The following is a 13299-nucleotide window of genomic DNA, read 5'->3' as shown; positions in this document are numbered from 1 at the left end:
ATGCACGTACATAGGGCGTGACAGGGGACTGGTCATTTTGAAAAACTTCTGCAACCCTCGCGTTATTCAGTTCAGCGCGAGGGTTTTATTGTGAACATGCATCAACCGCAGCAGATGGATCAAAGCTGGGCTCTCTTGAGTGTGGATATGCAGATGGAGATGGCAAATGCCACCGCCGCGGGGCGTCCGCGGGCCAACCCGGATGCGGAAGACAACATTGCCCAACTTCTGGCCGGGTTTCGCGGTGCTGGCCTGCCGGTACTGCATGTTATGCATGATGATCCCCGCGCCGAGAGCAAATTTCGCCGCGATCTGTCCTCGGGCCAGCCCATGCCCTGCGCCGTGCCGCAACAGGGCGAGGCGGTGTTTTGGAAAACCGGCTCCTCCGGCTTTGTTGGCACCGGATTGGCAGAGGCGCTGCAGGCCCGTGGCATCCGCAATCTGGTGATTGTGGGCGGTGTCGCGGCCTTCTGCGTCAACTCCACTGCGCGCTCTGCGGCCAACCTGGGCTTTGGAGTCTCGGTTGTCGAAGACGCGCTTATCGCTTTTGCCATGCCCGCCCGCAAAGGCGGTGATCTGGATGCAGAGGTGGTGTTGGAGGTGACGCTTTCAGCTCTGGCAGCGGGGTTCGGAGAGGTCTTGCCAAGCCAAGAGGTCCTCGCCCGGCTGCCCGCTGTCGTATGAGCGGCCAGGGGGCGAAATCACTGCGTATCGTGATTGCCGGTGCCGGATCTATTGGCTGCTTTTGTGGCGGGCTTTGGGCGGCGGCCGGCCATAGCGTCACGTTGCTGGGACGTGGCCGTATCTTGATGCCTATTGCGCAGCGCGGTTTGCTGCTGACGGATTACGCCGGGCTGGAGCAGCAGGTTGAGGCGCGGCAGCTGCGGTGTAGCGAAGACCCTGCTGTTTTGGCAGAGGCCGATCTGGTGGTTGTCGCGGTGAAATCAAATGGCACCGCAGCCATGGGGCGTTTGATTGCCCAATATGCGCCTCCAGATGCGCCGGTGCTCAGCTTTCAAAATGCGGTGACAAATGTGGAGCTGTTGCGCCAGATGTTGCCGGGGCGGGATCTGCGCGCTGCGATGGTGCCGTTTAATGTGGTCCCGACAGGGCCTGCAGAGCCACCAGAGACCCCAGGCGCGGCAGGGGCTGCATCCGCGCAGCCCGGATATCACCGGGCCTCATCTGGGGAGATCCTGATCGCCAAAGGCCGCGGGCATTTGGGCCGGTTTCTGTCGGTGCCGGGACTGCCGGTGGGGGAGACTGAGGATATAACTGGAGTGCAATGGGGCAAGCTGCTGATCAATCTCAATAACGCTCTGAATGCCCTTTCGGGTCAGCCTTTGATGACGCAGCTGCAAAGTCGTCATTGGCGACGGTTGATGGCCGATCAAATAGCCGAGGCCCTGCGGGTGATGCAGGCGGCGGGCCTGCGCCCGGTGTCGACGACACCGCTGCCCGTCTGGATGACCCCGCATATCCTGCGCCTGCCCAATTGGGCCTTTACCCGTATTGCGGCCCAGATGCTGACAATTGATCCAACCGCGCGCAGTTCAATGGCGCAGGACCTGATGCAGGGGCGGATCACCGAAGTGGATGCGCTGCAGGGCGAAATCCAGCGCCTGGGTCAGGCCCATGGTGTGGCCACGCCGGTTTGCGATGTGGTGATACAATTGATCCGGCAGGCGGAAATGAAAAAGGCCGGACTGCCAAAACTGCAGCCCGGCCAGATCTAGCCTTTGGTCGGGATTAGTCCGACGACACCTCAGCGGGTCAATGGGTAAAGCTTGCCAGCAGCAGATAGATACAGCCTGACAGCAGTGCTGCGGCGGGCACCGTGATCACCCAGGCGGCGGCAATGGTCATAAAGTGGCTGCGCCGGACCAGTTTGCGGCGGCGGCGTTCTTCCGGTGCGATGCGCTTTTCTGCCGGGCGGCTGACGGCAGATTGACGCGAGCGGCGCTCGTGATGCCATTCGCGGAAAAAACCAACCCCAAATACCGCCCCAACCGCAATATGGGTCGAGGACACCGGCAGGCCCAGCCAGCTGGCAACAATCACTGTGATCGCAGCTGAGAGCGAGACACAATAGGCGCGCATGGGGTTTAGCTTGGTGATCTGGCTGCCAACCATGCGGATCAGTTTGGGGCCAAACAGGAACAGGCCAAAGGAAATCCCAAAGGCGCCGATAACCATGACCCAGGTTGGAATGGCCACCTTGGAGGCAAAGTCGCCAAACTCTGAGGCATGCACGATCGCGGCCAGAGGGCCAACCGCATTGGCCACATCATTGGCGCCATGGGCAAAAGACAGCAGCGCTGCGGAGATCACCAGTGGAATCCGGAACAACACCTTCAGGGACTTGTTGCGGTTTTCCATGCCTTCGGATTGGCGTTTGATCAACGGGGCGGTGATGACATAGGCCAGCGCCCCAATCATGGTGCCAATCAAAAGCGCGGTCTGCAGGTCGATCTTGATGATACGTTTCAGCCCCTTGAGGGCCAGATAGGATGAAAAAGCGCCCGCCATGATCCCCACCAGAACCGGTACCCAGCGCCGTGCGGCGGCGATTTTGTCGTCTTGGTAAATGATCTTTGCCTTGATCAGGGCCAGAAACAGCGCGGCGATGATACCGCCCAGCACCGGTGAGATCACCCAGCTGGCCGCGATCTTGCTCATGGTTTGCCAGTTCACCGCAGCAAAACCGGCCGCAGCAATACCTGCGCCCATAACGCCGCCAACAACCGAATGGGTGGTGGAGACCGGTGCCCCGATCCAGGTGGCAAGGTTGACCCAAAGCGCCGAGGAGATCAGGGCGGCCATCATGGCCCAGATGAAGATTTCCGAGGTGGCAACCACCTGCGGGTCAATAATGCCCTTGGAGATGGTCGAGACCACGTCGCCGCCCGCCAGCAGCGCTCCGGCGCTTTCGAACACGGCAGCGATGACGATGGCACCGCCCATGGTGAGCGCATTGGCGCCCACAGCAGGCCCCATGTTGTTTGCCACGTCATTGGCGCCGATATTGATCGCCATATAGGCGCCAAAGACGGCAGCAGCCACCACGATCAGATTGCTTTGACTGCCGCCAAAAAGCATGGCAGCTCCGAGGCCGGCCATAACCATGAACACCAGGGCGATACCGGGGGCGACCATGGGGCGGGCGACATATTGGGTTGCGGATTCGAGATGCGAAAACCGATGCAGGTCTCGGTCTAGCGTTTCGTGATGGTCAGCGTCGTTTGGTGGGGTGCTCACAGTGATCGTCCCTTTGGCAGGCAGTTGAGGGACGCACTAAGCGAGCCCGCTCAATGAGGCAAGCTGGGCTGTTACAAAAGTGTCACCTGAGTGTCACAATTGACGCAGGATATCCTGCAGCTCGGGCTCGTTTACCAGATTTGCAGCCTCTTGAGCAGGGACCCATTTGCGTTGCCGCTGATGTGCCTCCGGGTAGGTGTCGGACAGTTCGACGTCGCCAACTGTATAGACAAAGGTCTGCACCGGGATCGGCAGTCCGGTTTTCAACTCTTTTTCATAGCTGAAGGCGCCAATGGGATCGCCATCGACACGGCCGTTTTGCACACCGGCCTCTTCCCAGGCTTCCTGAAGGGCAGATTCGCCGCCATCCTTGCCATTGATTGGCCAGCCTTTGGGCAGAATCCAACGGCCAGAGCCGCGACTGGTGATCATCAGAACTTCTTTGTTGCCGGTGTTTGTTCTGTGGCACAGGGCCGCAACCTGAACGCGTTTAGGGCGAAACAGAATAGGCTTGATCATCTCTTCCCAAGCCTGGGCGATAATGTTGCTCATCTTGAACTGCCTTAATCGTACTTTTTTTGGCAGCTTTGCTGGTGAGTTTGACGTATCGCAGCCGCTGCATGTTTCTGAACTCCCTTTAAAATAGGGCTTTGTGGATAAAGTACAACCCTTGTGTCGATGAAAACGCCTCTGCCCATTAATTGCGCACCCGATTTATATGTTCAGCTGCCTAAATGTTGAGCGCCCCGTGGACTATGTGGCCGGCAAAAGGCCTGGAGGGCAGTTGGTGGGAAACTGCTGTGTGGCAGGGGAGGGCTCAAATGCATGATACGGCACTATATTGACTCTTCTCAGGCCGACGGGCTCAGTGGCGGGAGTTAGATTTTGAATGGGCAAGACGTTATGAAAACAGCACTTATTACAGGCGCGGCGCGCGGAATTGGCCTGGCCACGGCGCGGGGGCTGCACGAGGCAGGGTGGCAGGTCGCAGTGATGGACTGGGACGGGCCAGAGCTGGCAAAGGCCGCGGATCTGTTGCCGGAGGCCTTGGTGATTGAGGGCGATGTCTCTAAACCCCAGGATGTGGCGGCGGCCGTTGCCGAGGTCACCGCGGGGTTTGGCCGTCTGGATGGGTTGGTCAACAATGCGGGCGTGGCGGATTTTGGTCCGATCCGCGAGACGACATTTGATCGCTGGCGCCGGGTGATGGAGACCAATCTGGACGGTCCCTTTCTGATGACCCAGGGGTTTACCGATCTGCTGGCAGCTGACGGCGGTGGGGCTGTGGTGAACATCACCTCAATCTCCGGTCTGCGGGCCAGCACACTGCGGGTCGCCTATGGCACCTCTAAGGCGGCGCTGGCGCAGCTGACCCTGCAGCAGGCGGTGGAGCTGGGCGAGTTGGGTATTCGGGTCAATGGGGTTGCGCCCGGGCCGGTGGCGACCAAGCTGGCGATGGCGGTCCACAGCCCCGAGATCATTGCGGCCTACCACGATGCACTGCCGTTGAATCGTTATGGCTCAGAGGATGAAATTGCCGCAGCGATCAATTTCCTGCTGTCCGACAAGGCGAGTTTTATCACCGGCCAGATCCTGGCAGCAGATGGGGGCTTTGAGGCAACGGGAATTGGTTTGCCCGCCTTGCGATCCTGAGGCGATACACCTTTTAGTGGCTGAGCGCGCCTTGGGTGTGAGGGGGCAACGCCCCCCTCTGTTGGCAATGCCGGTGCTACGGCAGGGCTCGTGTTAGCGACGCTTCTTTGCCCGCAGGGTGGGGTCTTCTTGGGTTGGATCCTCGGGCCAGGGGTGGCGGGGGTATTGCGCGCGCATGTCTTTGCGCACATCTGCATAGGATCCGGCCCAAAACCCGGGCAGGTCGCGGGTGATTTGGATCGGGCGCTGGGCCGGGGAGAGCAGGGTGATCTTCAAAGCGACGCCGCCGACGCTCGGGTGGCGGGTGATGCCAAACAATTCCTGTAGTCGCACCGATATTTCCGGAGCTTCCGCACTATAGGTGATCGGGATCTTACGCCCCAGCGGGGTGGTGAAACTGCCGGGCGCCTCGCGGTCCAGCAGTTGTGTCTGTTCCCAGGTGAGTGCGGCGCGCAGCGGTGGCAGCAGGTCGAACTGTTTCCAAGCCGCGGCGGATTTAACCCCGCCCAGCATTGGCAGCAGCCAGTCGTCCAATCGCGCCAGCAGGCCATCGAGCGAAAAATCCGGCAGGTCAAAACCATCGGCGCGCAGCAGTTCAACCCGCGCCGCCAGCCGCGCCGCGGCCCCGTCGAGACGCAGACCAAGATCGCGCACCCCGTCGAGCATGGCGGCGGCGATCTGATCCTCAGGCGCATCTTTCCACAGGCGCTGTTCCAGGGAGATGGCGCCCAGGCACTCTTGCTGTTGTGCAACGACGCGGCGGTCGCGCTTGGACCAGTGGCAGTTGTCCTGCCAGGCGATCTGATCGGCAAAGAGTTCGCGGATTTCGCCGAGACTAATCTGCGCGGCCATGCGCACACGGGCCTCGCGCGGGTTGCCGTCGGTGTCCAGCGCCACGATGAAGGGGGCCGCGGCCAGGGGATCACTGGGGTCCAGCAGCACGCCCTTGCCGCCAGAGAGCACATAGCGCGGCTGATCGCCTTTGCGGCGCTGACCAATGCGATCGGGGTAGGCCAGCGCGGCCATGGCGGCGGCAGAGAGAGGCCCTGTTCCCTTCTGGGCAGTGGCGCCCTGTTTTTGCAAGCGGCGTGTTTCGCTGCGAATACGGTCCAGCACCGGATAGGAGAGCTGATAGGGGCGTTTGCGCTGAAAGCCCTTAGAATCTTTCAGGGCCTCCAGGCGCAGCGCCAAATCTGTCGGCGCGCCGCGCAGGGGGTCGCGCTCGGCCAGCAGCGCGGCCAGCTCGGCTGCTCTGGGACCGGCTGTCAGCAGCATATGGCCCAAACGCGGATGCAGTGGCAATCGGGCAAGCGCCTTGCCGTGAGCGGTCATCTGGCCGCGCCCGTCCAGGGCGCCCAGCATCTGCAGCAATTTGCGGGCCTCTGCCATGGTGCCGCTGGGCGGTGCGGTGAGAAAGCCTAGATCCCCGGCCTCTGCCCCCCAGAGCGCCAGTTCCAGTGCCAGACCAGTGAGGTCGGCTGAGGCTATTTCCGGTGGCGGAAAGGCGGCCAGCGCCCCTTCTTCGCCTTTGGTCCAGAGCCGGTAAGCGGTGCCGGGGGCGACACGACCGGCGCGGCCCTGACGCTGGGTGGCCTCGGCGCGGGTGACTTTTTCGGTGATCAACCTTGACATGCCAGAGCCAGGGTCAAACCGGGCGCGCCGGGCCTGGCCCATGTCGACCACCACGCGGATATCCTGAATGGTGAGCGAGGTTTCAGCAATCGAGGTGGCGAGCACAATTTTGCGACCCGTGACGGCAGGGCGGATGGCGGCCTGCTGGTCCTTGAAGGGCAGGGCGCCAAACAGCGGCTGGATCAGGCAATCGCCGGGCAACCGCTTGTCCAGATTTTGCGCCGCGCGGCGGATTTCGCCTTCACCGGGCAGAAACACCAGAATGCCGCCGCCCATCTGCGCGCCCTTGGTGGTGTCGCGGCTGTCCTTTTCTGCCTGCACCACCAGATCGCACAGAGCATCCAGCCGACGTGCCTGTGGCCCCAGTGGGCGCTCCAGCCAGCGGGTTTGCACCGGAAAGCTGCGCCCTTCGGAGGTGACAAGCGGTGCCTGCATCAGCGCCGCCACCGGGGCGGCGTCCAGGGTGGCTGACATGGCCAGCAGGATCAGATCATCACGCAGCGCCTCCGCCACCTCAAGGCACAGGGCCAGGCCAAGATCGGCGTTGAGGGAGCGTTCGTGGAATTCGTCAAAGATCACCGCGCCGACGCCGGGCAGGTCCGGATCCGATTGCAGCATCCGGGTGAGAATGCCTTCGGTCACCACTTCGATGCGGGTTACCTTGCTGGTCTTGGCCTCGCCACGGATCCGGTAACCAACGGTTTGACCCACCACTTCGCCAAGAGTTTCCGCCATGCGCTCAGCCGCGGCGCGGGCGGCAAGGCGGCGCGGTTCCAGCATCACGATGCGCTGGGTGGTCAGCCCGGCTGACAGCATGGCCAGCGGTACCTTGGTGGTTTTGCCCGCACCGGGGGGCGCTTGCAAGACGGCGCGTTTGCCCTGTTGCAGGGCTGTGATCAGCTCTGGCAGGGCGTCATCGATGGGTAGGCGTGGCATGGTGGCTTTTGTCATGGCCTGCTTATCGCCAAAGAGCGCGCCGGGGTCCAGCCTGCTGCATAATGCCCGCCCTGCGGCAGCTTCGCACTGGACAAGGGGTTCGGGCCTGCGTCAATTAGGGCGGAAATTTTGCGAGCTGTTCAATATTGGAGACCGGGCATGAAGACCGCCGAGCTGAGTGAGAAAATCCTAAGCGGGGATCGCCGGGCGCTGGCGCGGGCCATCACTCTGGTCGAAAGCGGCCGCGATGATCACCGGGTGGCCGCAACCGAGCTGTTGGACCTCCTGGCGAAATCCGGGCGGCAAGCGCTGCGCATTGGTCTGTCAGGTACGCCCGGGGTGGGGAAATCCACCTTTATCGAGAGCTTTGGCATGATGTTGGTGGCCCAGGGGCTGCGGGTGGCGGTGCTGGCGGTGGATCCGAGCTCAGCCCGTACCGGCGGGTCCATTCTGGGCGACAAAACCCGGATGGAACAGCTGAGCCGCCAGAAGGCCGCCTTTATCCGGCCCTCGCCGAGCCAGACCAATCTGGGCGGGGTGGCGCGGCGCACCCGCGAGGCGGTGGCCCTGTGCGAGGCGGCTGGATTTGATGTGGTTCTGATTGAGACCGTAGGCGTTGGCCAATCTGAAACCGTGGTAGCGCAGATGTCGGATCTGTTCCTGTTGCTGCTGGCACCTGCGGGGGGCGATGAATTGCAGGGGGTCAAGCGGGGGATCATGGAAATGGCGGATATCATTCTGGTCAACAAGGCCGATGGGGATCTGAAATCCGCCGCCATGCGCACCTGTGCCGATTACTCTGGCGCGTTACGGCTGCTGCGTAAACGCCCGCAGGACCCCGAAGGCTACCCTAAGGCGCAGACCGTTTCGGCGCTGCAAGAGGCCGGGTTGGACAGCGCCTGGGCTGATATGAAAACCCTGGTGGAATGGCGCCAGGACAAGGGCCATTGGAACGGCACCCGCGCCGAGCAGGCGCGCTACTGGTTTGCTGAGGATGTGCGCCAGGCCCTGTTGGCGCGGCTCAAGACCCCCTGGGCGCAGGGCCGCATGACAGAATTGTCGGATCAGGTGGCGCAGGGGGCGGTGTCGCCAACGGCCGCAGCACAGGAGATGCTGAAAGGGCTTGGCGTTGCAGGCTAGGTGGCGACAGGTGCAGCTGAAGACAGGCACTGGCCAAATGGGGATGGCCAAGTGGGCAAGACAGGCCTATAGATCCGTTGAAAATCACAGGTTGGAGCGGGCCTGAGCCATTTCATTGGTGCAGGGCCATAAAACCCCAGCATATGGCTTGACCCTTGGGGCGATTCCTCCTAAACGCATCCAACCAGTTTTCGGGCGTTGGCTCTTGGCCGCGCCCTTTGAGATTTGCAGACGATTCGGGGGAATCCTCGGGTGCTGCCCCAGATACGAAGGATGAACCTATGTCGCGCCGTTGCGAACTGACCGGAAAAGGCCCGATGACTGGCAACAATGTCAGCCATGCTAAAAACAGAACTCGTCGTCGGTTTCTGCCAAACCTGAACGATGTGACCCTGCAGTCCGAGACTCTGGGTCGCGGCATCAAGCTGAAGATCTCAGCTGCTGCGCTGCGCACCGTTGACCACCGCGGTGGTCTGGATGCTTTCCTGGCAAAAGCCAAGGACGATGAGCTGTCCACAGGTGCCCTGAAAGTGAAAAAAGAGATCGCCAAGGCACAAGCCGCCGCAGCCTGATCTTTGATCACATGAGAATTTGCAGCGCCGTGCATCGAGAAGATGCGCGGCGTTTTGCCGTTCCGGGTTCAGGACATTTCACCTTGCGGCTCTGCTGCGGCAGAGGCATATCATTTACCATGGCACGATTCCTGCGGATATCTCTGGCCTTGATGCTGGCCCTGGTGGTGACCCTGACGGGGCATGCCTCAGCCAGTGCGCAGGGTGCCCGTGATGCCAGTGGCCAGATGGTGATTTGTTCCGGAACGGGTCCGGTCACCATCTACGTCGATGAGGATGGTCAACCCACCAAGGCGCCGCATTTTTGTCCAGACTGTGTGATGCATCTGCTGGATGCCGTTGCAGGGCCGGATGCTGTGGTGCTGCCAGCCTATGGCGGGCAGGCCTTTGACCGCCTATTGGGCGCTGTGGGATCCAGCCCTGTGATGCTGCTTGCCGCGACAGCACGGGCGCCGCCGCGCTGCGGCTGATATAGCTGTCCAACGAAGAGCCTGACCGCCTGTAATCCTGCCTGGCTGACGGGTGGACGGGCTGCAAGATCTACCCAAAGAATTTCCTAACCCTGAAAGAAAGGAGACAGAAATGTCCCTGAAATCCGTATTGTTTGCGGCAGTTGCCGCTGTGTCACTTGCTGGGGCTGCCACTGCTGAAGGCGCCAAGATCATGGTGCATGATCAATATGCCCGCGTGTCGGCTAAAATGTCCACGAGCGGCGCAGCCTTCATGGAGATCATGAATATGGGCACCGAGGACGATCAACTGATCGACGCGCGCTCTGACATTGCCAAGCGTGTTGAGCTGCACACCCATATGGAAAGCGGCGATGGTGTGATGAAGATGGTGCATGTGGAGGAGGGGTTTGCGATCCCCGCCGAGGGCAGCCACATGTTGCAGCGTGGCGGAGATCACGTAATGTTCATGGGGCTGAACCAGTCGCTGGAACATGGCGACATGGTGCCTGTCACTCTGGTGTTCAAAAACGCCGGTGAGATCAGCATCGAGATCCCTGTTGATCTGGAGCGCAAGCCGGGCCAAGGCGGTCATATGAAGCACTCTAACTAAGCGGCTGTTGGTAACAGTGGGGGCGGGCGCGGCGTCAGGCTGCGCTGCAGCCCTCCTTCGCGCCCAAAGCCCGCCCTGGTGGCGGGCTTTTTGCCGCTCAGTCTCATGGGGAGGGCGGGTTTCAGTGGGTCGCCTGCGGCGGCCGAGGTTACCCTAGGATTTCCGCGACCCAGCGGGGCAGCGTTTTGCTGGCCGGGCCGTAGCGACAGTCGTCGAACCGTGTGGCCATGGCCGAGGGTTCGAGATTGAACTCGAGCGTTCTCGCACCGGCGGCTGCTGCGGCTTGGACAAAATTTGCAGCCGGGTAGACCTGCGCCGAGGTGCCAATCGATACAAAGAGATCGGCCTCCGCCAGATGGGTTTCGATGGTTTGCATCGCGTAGGGGATTTCTCCGAACCAGACCACATCGGGACGCGTGGTGGTGCCAGCGCAATGTGGGCAGCTGTCCTGTGGCTGCATCGCTAGCGCCGCCTGCCAGCGGTGGCCACAGGCGGAGCAGAGCGCGCCTGACAGGGTGCCATGCATATGGATAACCCCTTGGCTGCCAGCCTTTTCATGCAGGTCATCAACGTTTTGGGTGATCACAACGACCTCGCCGGGATGTTGCGCCGCCAGCTGCGCCAGCGCCTGATGACCGGCGTTGGGCTGTGCCTTGGCGGCCTGGGCCCGGCGGGCATTGTAGAATTCGTGCACCAGGATGGGGTCGCGGGCAAAACCTTCGGGGGTGGCGACATCTTCAATCCGGTGCTGTGCCCACAGGCCGCCTTCGTCGCGAAAGGTGCCAAGGCCACTTTCTGCGGAGATCCCCGCCCCGGTCAGAATGACAATTTTATCGGACATCACGTGCATTTAGATGTAACCTTTACCTTGATAAATACCCCAGGAGGAGAGGCCATGCGCCAGCGTCCCACAAGGCTTGAGGCCAGTCAAAACCTGGATCAAGACTTCGATCAAAATTCGAGAAAAATTCTGTTTGTCTGCTTGGGCAATATTTGCCGCTCTCCTGCCGCGCAAGGGGTGTTTCGTGGCCTTTGCCCCTGCGTCACATGCGATAGTGCGGGGACTGCCCACTACCACGTGGGCGCGCCGCCCTACGGGGCAATGCAGCAGGCCATGAAGCGGCGTGGCCTTGATGTTTCAGATCTGCGGGCGCGCCAGTTCAGCCCGTCGGATTTTAGCGATTTTGACCTGATCCTGGCGATGGACCAAAACAATCTGGACAACATCGAGGCCCTGCGCCCCGCTGGCAATCAGACCCCGGTTCAGCTGTTCACCCGTTTTGCGCCAGAGGCGGCAATGGATCATGTCCCGGATCCTTACTACACGCGGGATTTTGACGGCTGTCTGGACCTGATTGAACTGGCTGCAGCGGGGCTGGTGCGGGCTGTGGCGCAGGGTGAGGCGGAGCCGGGGCGGTGAAACGCCAGCTCAGCTCAACTCGTCGAGCACTTGAAAGTCCTGCGCCAGCCAAGGCAGCTTGACGATGGCTGGATTTACCATCTGGCGCTTAATCAGGCCTTTGGTGGTTTGGGCAACGGTGCGGGGCAATTGGTCGGCCCAGTCCTTGCTGGCGAAGAGGGAAATCCGCCGCGCCGCCTTGCCAAAGGGCAGCGGCAAGGCGTCGATGTCATCATGGAACCGGGCCGCCCGCATATAGCCAAGTGGCGTTGTCACCGCCCAGCCAATATGGCGGGCTACCATGGCCATCAGCGCCAGGTGGGAGCCAACCTCAAAGCGGTTTTCAAAGGTTATGTCTTGCTGGCTGATCTGCGCCTCGATTTGTTGCGAGATCATCTGGTCGGCCGCGTAGCGCAGAAACGGCAGCTGTTCGAGCTGGCCAATCGGCGCCTGTGGGTCGTGAATAAAACCCTTGGGGGTGACCAGAATAAACGGATCGCGCACCAGGGGGAACTCGATCAAGCCCTGCTGTGGCTCGTCGGTGGTGGCGGTCACGGCCAGGTGGATCTCATCCGCCTCAATGGCGCGCAGGATGTCATGGCTGGAGGCGGTGATCATCTTGAAGCGGCACTCGGTGAGGCTTTCGGCGAGGGCGGTGGCCAGACGTGGGGTCAGATCGTTGTCAAAGTCATCAATCAACCCGATGGAGAGCGCCGGCAGGTGGCTCAGATCCATCATCGACAACTCGCTCTGCGCCAGGCGCAGCTCGGACAGCACCGCCTGTGTGCGGGCCAGGAAATTGCGCCCGGCGGAGGTTGGCACCATGGGGCGGCGGCCGTGATCGACAAGATCCGTTCCGAGCGCCTTTTCAAGGTTTCGCAGTTGTTGGCTGACAGCAGGTTGGCTCAACCCTGTCACTTCGGCGGTCTGAGCAACGGATCCGGTCTTTGCCAGGGCCTCGAACACCTCGAGCCCCCTGAGGGTGACCCCTTTGATCAACATACCGTTACTCCAACAAAACTATTATCTCAGCGTAGTTTCCCCACCGCCTGCCGCAGGGTCAAGGGGGCCAAACTGGCTGCTGTTCCCCCTAACGCGGTGCAGAGGAGCGCAGGAGCAGCCTAGCGGCGCCGTACCTGTGGGGGCATGGGGAGAGGCAGTTGCACAGGCGCAGCGATTTGGTTTTGTAAAATCTATTGCGTTGCGCAGCAGGGGCAAACAGTTGGTGGTTAACCGCAGATTTTGGCAGCGGTGTCGCCAAAGAGCTTATAGCGCTGCCACAGCTGTTCGTCGCGGTGGTTGCTGGACTGGCGCACCACCTGGGCCTGATGGGGATCGCCAAACCATCTGGAGACGGTTTTGCGCTCAGAGGAGGTCAGCTGTACATTGGCCACCTTCTGGATGCAGCGACACAGGGAGGGGCTGACGGCAGAGCGATCAGAACTGCGGCAGGCGCGTTCTATGGCACCAGCCTGGGCAGGCTGCACCAGAACCATCTGCGCGGTGAAGACTTGGGCGGCCAATACGGCACAAAGCCCCGCAGAGCGCAGGGAGGTGGGCAGCAATGTCATCAGATGTCCCTTGTGTTTTAGCCCCGGATCGCGTGCCCGGATTTGAGCGAATATGGCGAAAGGCGCGACGAGATTC

Annotated in this window: 14 protein-coding genes; 8 read left to right on the top strand and 6 right to left on the bottom strand. The window is 61.4% G+C overall.

The annotated features are described in order from the left end of the window. Positions 1-96: 96 nt before the first annotated feature. Entirely contained in the window at positions 97-684 is a 588-nt protein-coding gene (locus JZI28_RS13155; protein ID WP_375700101.1) for an isochorismatase family protein, read from the top strand. Then, positions 681-1736, top strand: coding sequence for a 2-dehydropantoate 2-reductase (locus tag JZI28_RS13150; RefSeq protein WP_375697884.1), 1056 nt, complete (start codon positions 681-683; stop codon positions 1734-1736). The genes JZI28_RS13155 and JZI28_RS13150 overlap by 4 nt, the downstream gene beginning before the upstream one ends. Positions 1737-1773: 37 nt before the next feature. Here JZI28_RS13150 and JZI28_RS13145 read toward each other — a convergent pair whose 3' ends face one another. Both JZI28_RS13145 and JZI28_RS13140 read right to left on the bottom strand, forming a co-directional pair. Then, positions 1774-3258 (bottom strand): inorganic phosphate transporter, encoded by a 1485-nt coding sequence (locus JZI28_RS13145; protein WP_295446885.1) that lies wholly within the window; start codon positions 3256-3258, stop codon positions 1774-1776. Positions 3259-3351: 93 nt separating this feature from the next. After that, complete coding sequence (locus tag JZI28_RS13140) at positions 3352-3810, bottom strand: NUDIX hydrolase (protein ID WP_295446883.1); 459 nt, start codon at positions 3808-3810, stop codon at positions 3352-3354. Between the two features lie 351 nt (positions 3811-4161). Here JZI28_RS13140 and JZI28_RS13135 point away from each other — a divergent pair, with 351 nt between their 5' ends. Beyond that, entirely contained in the window at positions 4162-4911 is a 750-nt protein-coding gene (locus JZI28_RS13135) for an SDR family NAD(P)-dependent oxidoreductase (RefSeq protein ID WP_375697883.1), read from the top strand. Positions 4912-5004: 93 nt separating this feature from the next. Here JZI28_RS13135 and hrpB read toward each other — a convergent pair whose 3' ends face one another. After that, a complete protein-coding gene (gene hrpB, locus JZI28_RS13130) occupies positions 5005-7479 on the bottom strand; it encodes an ATP-dependent helicase HrpB (RefSeq protein WP_375700100.1) in 2475 nt (824 codons plus the stop codon). A gap of 159 nt (positions 7480-7638) precedes the next feature. On the opposite strand from hrpB, the gene meaB reads away from it, so the two are divergent. From meaB to JZI28_RS13110, 4 genes are all read left to right on the top strand, one after another. Next, positions 7639-8619, top strand: a complete 981-nt coding sequence (gene meaB / locus JZI28_RS13125) for a methylmalonyl Co-A mutase-associated GTPase MeaB (RefSeq protein WP_375697882.1) — start codon at positions 7639-7641, stop codon at positions 8617-8619. 281 nt (positions 8620-8900) lie between these two features. Further along, positions 8901-9191 (top strand): 50S ribosomal protein L28, encoded by a 291-nt coding sequence (gene rpmB, locus JZI28_RS13120; protein WP_295446876.1) that lies wholly within the window; start codon positions 8901-8903, stop codon positions 9189-9191. Between the two features lie 119 nt (positions 9192-9310). Further along, positions 9311-9661, top strand: coding sequence for a hypothetical protein (locus tag JZI28_RS13115; RefSeq protein ID WP_375697881.1), 351 nt, complete (start codon positions 9311-9313; stop codon positions 9659-9661). 112 nt (positions 9662-9773) lie between these two features. Beyond that, positions 9774-10253 (top strand): copper chaperone PCu(A)C, encoded by a 480-nt coding sequence (locus tag JZI28_RS13110; RefSeq protein WP_295446872.1) that lies wholly within the window; start codon positions 9774-9776, stop codon positions 10251-10253. A 148-nt stretch (positions 10254-10401) separates the two neighbouring features. Here the strand turns inward: JZI28_RS13110 and JZI28_RS13105 are convergent, their stop codons facing one another. After that, the gene (locus tag JZI28_RS13105; protein WP_375697880.1) at positions 10402-11094 is read right to left on the bottom strand and encodes an NAD-dependent deacylase; all 693 of its coding nucleotides are present in this window, start codon (positions 11092-11094) and stop codon (positions 10402-10404) included. 93 nt (positions 11095-11187) lie between these two features. Here JZI28_RS13105 and JZI28_RS13100 point away from each other — a divergent pair, with 93 nt between their 5' ends. Beyond that, entirely contained in the window at positions 11188-11673 is a 486-nt protein-coding gene (locus JZI28_RS13100) for a low molecular weight protein-tyrosine-phosphatase (protein ID WP_375700099.1), read from the top strand. A gap of 9 nt (positions 11674-11682) precedes the next feature. On the opposite strand, the gene JZI28_RS13095 is transcribed toward JZI28_RS13100, so the two are convergent. Beyond that, complete coding sequence (locus tag JZI28_RS13095) at positions 11683-12654, bottom strand: LysR family transcriptional regulator (RefSeq protein ID WP_295446866.1); 972 nt, start codon at positions 12652-12654, stop codon at positions 11683-11685. Between the two features lie 227 nt (positions 12655-12881). Then, positions 12882-13223 (bottom strand): hypothetical protein, encoded by a 342-nt coding sequence (locus JZI28_RS13090; RefSeq protein ID WP_295446864.1) that lies wholly within the window; start codon positions 13221-13223, stop codon positions 12882-12884. Between the last annotated feature and the right edge of the window lie 76 nt (positions 13224-13299).

The sequence above is a fragment of the Pseudophaeobacter sp. TrK17 genome, from assembly GCF_042192375.1.
Lineage (GTDB): Bacteria > Pseudomonadota > Alphaproteobacteria > Rhodobacterales > Rhodobacteraceae > Pseudophaeobacter.
This window is presented reverse-complemented; position numbering and strand designations above follow the sequence as displayed.

What these genes read in the sequence shown, in the direction of transcription:
- JZI28_RS13110 (WP_295446872.1), top strand. Translation starts at nt 9,774, where the DNA reads ATGTCCCTGAAATCCGTATTGTTTGCGGCAGTTGCCGCTGTGTCACTT.
- JZI28_RS13135 (WP_375697883.1), top strand. Translation starts at nt 4,162, where the DNA reads ATGAAAACAGCACTTATTACAGGCGCGGCGCGCGGAATTGGCCTGGCC.
- JZI28_RS13150 (WP_375697884.1), top strand. Translation starts at nt 681, where the DNA reads ATGAGCGGCCAGGGGGCGAAATCACTGCGTATCGTGATTGCCGGTGCC.
- hrpB (WP_375700100.1), bottom strand. Translation starts at nt 7,479, where the DNA reads ATGCCACGCCTACCCATCGATGACGCCCTGCCAGAGCTGATCACAGCC.
- JZI28_RS13155 (WP_375700101.1), top strand. Translation starts at nt 97, where the DNA reads ATGCATCAACCGCAGCAGATGGATCAAAGCTGGGCTCTCTTGAGTGTG.
- rpmB (WP_295446876.1), top strand. Translation starts at nt 8,901, where the DNA reads ATGTCGCGCCGTTGCGAACTGACCGGAAAAGGCCCGATGACTGGCAAC.
- JZI28_RS13095 (WP_295446866.1), bottom strand. Translation starts at nt 12,654, where the DNA reads ATGTTGATCAAAGGGGTCACCCTCAGGGGGCTCGAGGTGTTCGAGGCC.
- JZI28_RS13105 (WP_375697880.1), bottom strand. Translation starts at nt 11,094, where the DNA reads ATGTCCGATAAAATTGTCATTCTGACCGGGGCGGGGATCTCCGCAGAA.
- JZI28_RS13140 (WP_295446883.1), bottom strand. Translation starts at nt 3,810, where the DNA reads ATGAGCAACATTATCGCCCAGGCTTGGGAAGAGATGATCAAGCCTATT.
- meaB (WP_375697882.1), top strand. Translation starts at nt 7,639, where the DNA reads ATGAAGACCGCCGAGCTGAGTGAGAAAATCCTAAGCGGGGATCGCCGG.
- JZI28_RS13115 (WP_375697881.1), top strand. Translation starts at nt 9,311, where the DNA reads ATGGCACGATTCCTGCGGATATCTCTGGCCTTGATGCTGGCCCTGGTG.
- JZI28_RS13090 (WP_295446864.1), bottom strand. Translation starts at nt 13,223, where the DNA reads ATGACATTGCTGCCCACCTCCCTGCGCTCTGCGGGGCTTTGTGCCGTA.